Source organism: Corynebacterium sp. (genome assembly GCF_022712195.1).
Taxonomy (GTDB): Bacteria; Actinomycetota; Actinomycetes; order Mycobacteriales; family Mycobacteriaceae; genus Corynebacterium.
This window is the reverse complement of record NZ_JALAGY010000059.1, coordinates 21,514-28,505: the sequence shown is the minus strand read 5'-3', so window position 1 is coordinate 28,505 and position 6,992 is coordinate 21,514. Positions and strand designations below refer to the sequence as shown.

Annotated in this window: 10 protein-coding genes; 4 read left to right on the top strand and 6 right to left on the bottom strand. The window is 66.8% G+C overall.

Going from position 1 to position 6,992, the window contains the following annotated elements; genetic code table 11:
• The 6 genes from Q0A34_RS07505 to Q0A34_RS07480 all read right to left on the bottom strand — a co-directional run.
• Nucleotides 1–276 (bottom strand): IS3 family transposase (locus Q0A34_RS07505; protein ID WP_291479380.1); only part of this gene is annotated, 276 nt, incomplete at its 3' end.
• Complete coding sequence (locus Q0A34_RS07500; protein ID WP_291479379.1) at nucleotides 276–605, bottom strand: transposase; 330 nt, start codon at nucleotides 603–605, stop codon at nucleotides 276–278. The genes Q0A34_RS07505 and Q0A34_RS07500, both read right to left, overlap by 1 nt.
• Before the next feature lie 48 nt (nucleotides 606–653).
• Entirely contained in the window at nucleotides 654–1,460 is an 807-nt protein-coding gene (locus tag Q0A34_RS07495) for a TIGR00366 family protein (RefSeq protein WP_291479378.1), read from the bottom strand.
• Nucleotides 1,457–2,437: a 3-hydroxyacyl-CoA dehydrogenase gene (locus tag Q0A34_RS07490; RefSeq protein ID WP_291479377.1), complete on the bottom strand. Its 981-nt coding sequence runs from the start codon at nucleotides 2,435–2,437 to the stop codon at nucleotides 1,457–1,459. The genes Q0A34_RS07495 and Q0A34_RS07490 overlap by 4 nt, the downstream gene beginning before the upstream one ends.
• Nucleotides 2,430–3,149, bottom strand: coding sequence for an SDR family oxidoreductase (locus Q0A34_RS07485; RefSeq protein ID WP_291479376.1), 720 nt, complete (start codon nucleotides 3,147–3,149; stop codon nucleotides 2,430–2,432). Before Q0A34_RS07485 ends, Q0A34_RS07490 begins: the two co-directional genes overlap by 8 nt.
• A gap of 52 nt (nucleotides 3,150–3,201) precedes the next feature.
• Nucleotides 3,202–4,170, bottom strand: a complete 969-nt coding sequence (locus Q0A34_RS07480) for a cyclase family protein (RefSeq protein ID WP_291479375.1) — start codon at nucleotides 4,168–4,170, stop codon at nucleotides 3,202–3,204.
• A gap of 23 nt (nucleotides 4,171–4,193) precedes the next feature.
• Here Q0A34_RS07480 and Q0A34_RS07475 point away from each other — a divergent pair, with 23 nt between their 5' ends.
• The 4 genes from Q0A34_RS07475 to Q0A34_RS07460 all read left to right on the top strand — a co-directional run bounded on the left by Q0A34_RS07475 (nucleotide 4,194) and on the right by Q0A34_RS07460 (nucleotide 6,972).
• Nucleotides 4,194–4,538: a hypothetical protein gene (locus Q0A34_RS07475; protein WP_291479374.1), complete on the top strand. Its 345-nt coding sequence runs from the start codon at nucleotides 4,194–4,196 to the stop codon at nucleotides 4,536–4,538.
• 9 nt (nucleotides 4,539–4,547) lie between these two features.
• Nucleotides 4,548–5,369 carry a Gfo/Idh/MocA family oxidoreductase gene (locus Q0A34_RS07470; RefSeq protein ID WP_291479373.1) on the top strand — a complete coding sequence of 274 codons (822 nt, stop codon included), beginning with the start codon at nucleotides 4,548–4,550 and terminating at the stop codon, nucleotides 5,367–5,369.
• Nucleotides 5,267–5,599: a hypothetical protein gene (locus Q0A34_RS07465; protein ID WP_291479381.1), complete on the top strand. Its 333-nt coding sequence runs from the start codon at nucleotides 5,267–5,269 to the stop codon at nucleotides 5,597–5,599. The genes Q0A34_RS07470 and Q0A34_RS07465 overlap by 103 nt, the downstream gene beginning before the upstream one ends.
• Nucleotides 5,600–5,874: 275 nt before the next feature.
• On the top strand, nucleotides 5,875–6,972 hold the full coding sequence (locus Q0A34_RS07460; RefSeq protein WP_291479372.1) for a 2,3-butanediol dehydrogenase: 1,098 nt from the start codon (nucleotides 5,875–5,877) through the stop codon (nucleotides 6,970–6,972).
• The last annotated feature ends 20 nt before the right edge of the window (nucleotides 6,973–6,992 follow it).

Here is a 6,992-nt window from a genome sequence, read left to right as displayed (position 1 = left end):
GCCCTCCAGGCCCTGGCGCAGCATCGATTTCGCGACGGTCTTCCGGTCAACGAAGGTCCCCTCACGGGCGAGCTGGGCGTGGACTCTGGGAGCTCCGTAGACGTCATCGGACTCGGCGAAGACCTTGCGGACCTTCACATCGAGTTCGTCGCGTGCACGGCGTTGTGTGCCGGGTTCTGCGGCCTGCCGTTTCGCCCAGGCGTAGAACCCTGACCGGGACACTCCCAGGAGTCGCGCCATGCGAGTGACCTCGTAGTTCGCCTTCTCCGCGGTCATCAGTTCGTACCGTTCGTCGGTCGTTGCTTGGCTGCGAAGAAGGCTGCTGCTTTTCCCAGGAACTCGTTGTCCTTGTGCAGCTCGGCGACCTGGCGGCGCAGGGCTTTGAGTTCGGCGCGTTCGTCCAGGGTCAGTTCCCCGGTCGGTTCGCCGGCCTCGGTGGCTCGTTCGGCGGCAACCCACTTGCCCAACGACTGGGAACCGACACCCAGCTCCCGGGCGACTTCGGCGATCGTGCGGCCGGTGTCGATGACCAGTCGGGCAGCCTCGTGCTTGTACTCGGGGCTGAAGGTTCTCCGGGGTCGTCTGCCGGGGGTCTTCTCGGTCATGGTGACATCCTCTCGTGCGGGACGGGTCCCGCTAAATCGGGTGTCCACTCAACGAGGGTAGGGCCAGTCTGCGATCGTCGGATTCACCGGTGTCGTATTCTCGGCCGCGGTCGCTTCGCGTCCCTTACCGCCCTCCGGGTCGTTGTCTTCGCCGTAGATGCTGCGGATCGGACGTCCCGGCTTCGGGTGCATAGAGGCGTTCAGCAGAGGGAGGACCACGAGCAGGACAAGGGTCACGATGATGATCGGAGGGGAGAAGATCGTGTCTCCCAGCCCGATGACTCCCATATCTTCCTCCATCGGATGTCCTGGAGTGGCGATGGTGACGGGGATTGTCGCGGACAACCCGAGCCCGTAGAAGGTGAAACCGGAGTAGGCGCTGGCGATGATCAGCGGGTAGTGGATTCCCTTCACGCCGATAGCCAGTTTCCGGGCAACGATACCGCCGACGATCAGGCCGAATCCCCAGTTGAGGTATGAGCCGACACCGCCGACGAGAGTCGCGACCACGATGGCTGTTTTCGGTGAATGGACCTTAGTCACGATCCAGTCGAGGAAGCGGTCGATCACCGGGGAGTTCGCGAGGACGTAACCGGCGGCCAGGATCACGGCCATTTGCGTGGTGAACTCCAGGAGTGACCAGAAACCGTCGCCCCATGCCTCGATCGCAGTCAACGGGTTGCTGCGCTGCAGCACGATGGCCAGGATGAACGTGAGGATCGTCAGTCCGATGGCGAAGACGAAAGGATCGGGGAGGTACTTGTCCATCAGCTTCGTGAAGAAGCGGGTGATGTCGTCGAAGAAGCCCCGTTTTGCCGCTTCGTGGTGGACGTCCGGGCTGGTGGTGTCGCTCATGGCTTGTCCTTTGCGGTGAGGAGGGTCTGCCTGATGAGTTGGCGGTCGCGCCAGGCGACGCGGTTCTCCCACTCGTCCAGGGGAAGGAGGTCGCGGCGTTGTCGGGCGACCTCATCGACGAGGCCGGGAGTCCATGGGTCATGCTGGCCGCGTTCAGCTCCCATTCGCTCGTAGGCGGGACCCATCTTCTCGGCATGGGAGGCAATGCCGCCGCGGGTGTTGAGGTCCACCGTCTCGAACGGGCCCATGAACGCCCACCGACGGCCCAGACCATCGCGCATGACGGTGTCGATGCTCTCGACGCTTGCGACGCCATCCCGGACCAGCGCGTAGGCTTCGCGCAGTACCGCGCCCTGGAGTCGGTTGAAGACGAAGCCCTCGACCTCTTTCGCAAGCACCACCGGCGACAGTCCCGCGCGTCGGTAGATCCCGGTTGCCGTCTCCGTGATGGCGGGTGAGGTGACGGGGGACGGCACGATCTCGATGACGGGGAGGAGGTAGGGCGGGTTTCCGGGATGGGCGACGAGCGTCTGCGACGAGCAGGGCAGTCCGCGGGTGCTTGTGGAAGCGGTGATGGCAGACGAGGAACTCGCCAGGACGGCCCTTTCCCCGAGCAGGGGTGAAATCTGCGTGAACAGCGACCGTTTCAGTTCCAGGTCTTCCGGTACACATTCCTGGACCAGGTCGGCGCCGTGCACGGTCTCGTCCAGCGACGGGTACACCGTGAGCTGGCCGGCCGTCGTCGTCTCCGATGCCGTAATTCTGTCGACCAACCCCGCGTCCGCCAGGGCAGACAGTTTGGTGGAGACTTCCTGGGCAACGAGGTCGCGCCGCTCGTCCTGCGGTTCATAGATCCGGACGGTGAAGCCAGCGCGTAGGAACACCACAGCGAAGGCGACCCCGATGGATCCTCCGCCGAGTACTGCAGTGGTGACAGGAGCGTTCGTTTCGGAGGTGGGCTCTCTGCTCTCAGACATCGGCCACCCCCACGGTGAGACCACCGCATACGTGACTGGTTTGTCCCGTGGTGAAACCGGAGCGATCGTCGAGGAAGAAGGACACGGAGTGTGCGACGTCGTCCGGTGTCCCCATTCGCCCGACGGGGATGCCGTCGATGATCTGACGGGTTTTCGGTGCGTCTGCGGGGTTGGCGTCGGCGAACAGTTCGGTGGCGATCGGGCCGGGTGCCACGGCGTTCGCGGTGATGCCGTGTTGCCCGAGCTCGAGGGCCCAGACCCGGGTGGCTCCGAGGAGCCCGGCTTTCGTCGCGGCGTAGGCGGTTCGCGCTGTTTTCCCCAGTGCAGCCCGGGAGGACACCGACACGATACGGCCGAAGTTTCTCCCGGTCATTCCGGGTATCAGCGCCTGGGTGCACTGGAATGCGGAACGCAGGTTGAGTGCGGCAGCCCGGTCGAATTCGTCGAGGGTCTGTTCCTCGAGAGTATGAGGGAAGACGGCGCCGACGTTGTTCACGATGCGGGTGATCGGCCCGTCGACGAGGACGCGACGGAGTGCGTCGGCGGTGGAGGCGGTGCCGGAGAGGTCGCAGTGGACGATCTCGGGGTCGTCCCCGTACCGGTCGAGAATGACGGGTGTGTACCCGTCGTCGCGACAACGCTGGGCGATTGCGGCACCGATGCCGCGGGCACCTCCGGTGATCAGGACGCGGTTGTCGTCGTGGGTGGGCATGATTGGATCGGCTCCTTGCGGTGGGTGTGTTCGGGGTAGGTGAGGAGAGGGTCTAGACGGTGGCCACGGGATTGAGCGGTGACCCGCTCGTACCGGGCAGGTTGAGGGGTTGGGCGGTGAGGAGGAAGTCTGTTTGTCCGGCGTTGGCGAGGTATCGGGCGAGCGGAGTGAGGTGCCAGAGTTCACCGAGCTGCACGCCCAACCGGAACAGACAGTGATGATGCAGCGGGAGGGCCGGTGCCGGCGAGCTGAACCCGGACTCCATGAACTTCTCGACCGCGTAATTGTCGGTCGCGATGGCGGCGATGCCGGAGTCGGAGATCCATTCGAGCAATGCCGCGTCGGTACCGTCGAGACACGCTCCGTAGTGGTGGAGGACGTGGGCATCCGGGTCTCCACCCATGTCGAGCACCTTCTCGGCGAAGCCGGTGTGGAACAGGACGATGTCCCCGGGGCGGACGTCGACGTTGTCGGTGTCGATGATGTGCTGCAGGTCATCCATGGTGAACAACCGTTCGTCCGTGCCGAGATGTCTTTCGACGTCGACCATCACCGCGCGTCCCTGGACGGGATGCCCGGCGAGTGCGCCGATGCCCAGTGGGCCCAGGTCGACAGTGGTGGCGTCGGGCTGCCCGGTCGGGCCACAGTCCTCCGGTGATGCCGGTGCCTCGATATCGGCGGCGGTGAAACCGTTGTAGTAGCAGATCTCGTCGACACCGTCGCCATCGGCGTCAAACCTGGCGCCGGCATGGACCAGGGCGTCCCACTGCGTCGAGTACTGCGGATGCAGGATCACCACGTCGTCGTTGAGGATGTCGGTGGCGCCGGCGATGGATACGCCGAGCTCGCAGTTGACGTTCGGTCGGCCGGCCCGCAGGTTCGGCCGGTGGACCGGTGGCAACCTGTTCGCGTTGAGCCGGGTGCCGCCGGGGAGGGTCAGGGGAAGTCCCAGTGGGAACGCCTGGCCGGTCCGGACGGCACGGACACCCTCCCGGATCTTCTGCGGGGTCAGGAGGTTCATCCTCCGACATCAACGACGCTATCGTGGACGTGGTCTCCGGTCTCGACATGAACCTGATCCTGCTGGGCTGGCTGATCGGGCTGACCCTGTCGTTCTGCACCGGCTCGGCGACGGTCGGCATCGTCAGCGCGACCGGGATCCTCGCCCCACTCGTGGTCGGCATGCCGCCGGCGTACGTGTCCCTGGTGGTCATCGCCATCGGGTCGGGTTCGGTGGGGCTGAACTGGGTGAACCACGCGGGTTTCTGGTTCGTCAAGGAGTCCTTCGGGATGACCCTGGGGCAGGCCACCAAGACGCACATGACCGTGCAGACCCTGGTGTCGGTCTTCGGCCTGCTGATGGCGCTGCTGATCTCCGTCTTCGTGTAGAAGGGGAGGATGAACTCCTCCGCACCGATCCGGACCGTCGTCCTCGGATTCGGCCTCTCCGGCCGGATCTTCCACGCCCCCTTCATCCACGCCGACCCCGCCTTCACCCTCAGCGCCGTGGTCACCACCGACGCACAACGTCGGGCGGACGCCCGCGCCGAGTACCCGGACGTCGAGATCCTCGACTCCGCCGACGAGGTGTGGGCACGGGCCGGCGAGTTCGACCTCGTGGTCATCGGCACGCCCGGTGCCAGCCACGCCCCGCTGGCGGCCGCGGCGCTGGACGCCGGCCTGCACGTCCTGGTCGACAAACCCTTCGTCCTCACCGCGGCCGACGCCCGGGACCTCATCGCGCGCGCCGGGAGGGCGGACCGACGTCTCACCGTCTTCCAGAACCGACGGTGGGACGGGGACTTCCGCACCGTGCGTTCCCTGGTCGAGGCCGGTGACCTGGGGGAGGTGCGGCGTTTCGAGTCGCGCTTCGAGAAATGGCAGCCCACGCCCCGGGTGTCCTGGAAGACCGCAGGCACGACCGCGGACGGCGCAGGCGTGCTCTACGACCTGGGGTCGCACCTCGTCGACCAGGCGCTCCAGCTCTTCGGTCCTGTGGCGTGGCGGGACGGGCACCCCGACATCCACGTCGAGAGTGACCGGCGTCGACCGCAGATGAACGCGGAGGACGACGTCTTCCTCGCCCTGCGTCACGAGTCCGGGGTCTACTCCCACCTGTGGATGAGCGCGGTGCGGCCGAACCCCGGGCCGCGGTTCCAGGTCGTCGGCTCCCGGGCCGGCTACACGGTCTGGGGCTCGACGGCCAGGAACAGGCGCTGAAGGACGGCCTGCGTCCCGGTGACGGGGGATTCGGCGAGGTGCCCCGGGAGAGCTGGGGCAGTGTGAGCGCAGGGGAGGACAGTCGCACGGTGGAGACGCTGGCGGGCGACTACGCCGGTTTCTACCGGGCGTTGGGGGCGGCGGTCCGGGGTGAGGGCCCTGTCCCGGTCGACCCGGCGGACGCCGTCGGGACGCTGGAGATCATCGAGCGCGCGCTCGAGCTGGTGTGAACCGTTCCCGCTGACCGGGCAACCCCACAGGCCGGTGTGACCGACCTGTGGGGTTGCTCCGTCGGAACGTGCCGCAGGGCCCCGGGCACCACCGTCCCCTGTGGCGCCGCACACCCGCGCGCTGCACTGTGACCGGCAGGTCAGGGGCCGTCAATCCACGAACTTCTGGAGTTATATCCTCTCGGTGGCGTGGGCCGGGAACGGCTACTCTCGGGGGTAGCGCAGGGCTGTCGACCCGGTGGCCCCGTACCCACCCGGAAGGACTGGACCGCACCATGAGAGCAGCACGTTTCTACGACCGTGGCGACATCAGGGTCGAGGACATCGACCAGCAGCCGCTGGAGCCAGGCACCGCCCGCATCGACGTCGCGTGGTGCGGCATCTGCGGGACCGACCTCCACGAGTACCTGGACGGGCCGATCTTCTGTCCGGCCTGCGGGAAGCCGCACCCGATCTCCGGGGAGGACGCCCCGGTCACCCTGGGGCACGAGTTCTCCGGTGTCGTCAGTGAGGTGGGGGAGGGGGTCGACGACCTGGCGGTGGGTGACCATGTGGTCGTGGAGCCCTACATCATCGCCGACGACGTGGACACCGGCCCGGACAGCACCACCTACCACCTCTCGGAGAACATGAACTTCATCGGCCTGGCGGGCCGGGGAGGCGGTCTCTCGGAGAACGTGGTGGTGCGCCGCCGGTGGATCCACAAGATCTCCGATTCCGTCCCCCTGGACCAGGCGGCGCTGATCGAGCCCCTTTCCGTGGGCTACCACGCCGTGGAGCGTTCCGGGCTGATGGCCGTGGGGGCCTCCCCGGAGGGCAGGACGGCGCTGATCGGTGGCGCCGGTCCCATCGGTCTGCTCACCGCGGCGGTGCTCAAGGCGCTCGGTGTGCGTGTGGTGATGTCCGAGCTCTCGGAGCTGCGGCGTCAGAAGGCGCTGGACTCCGGGGTCGCCGATGTGGTGCTCAACCCGGCCGAGGTCGACGTCGTCGAGGAGGTCGCCGCGGTGACCGACGGTGCCGGGGCCGACGTGGCGTTCGAGTGCACCTCGGTGCAGGTCGTGCTCGACACCCTGATGGAGGCTCTGCGGCCCACCGGAGTGCTGGTCGTGGTGTCGATCTGGGGACACCGGTCGGACTTCGACATGCACAAGCTGGTGATGAAGGAGCTGGACGTGCGTGGGACGATCGGCTACGTCAACTCCCATCCGGCGACGATCGGGATGGTGGAGTCCGGAAGGATCGACCTGGCGCCGTTCATCACCGGGAAGATCGGGTTGGACGGGCTGGTGGACGAGGGCTTCGACACCCTGATCAACAGGAACGAGACCGCCGTCAAGATCCTGGTGTCCCCCTCGGCCGAGGGGCTTGACTGACGGGCCTCGACCGGAGTCGC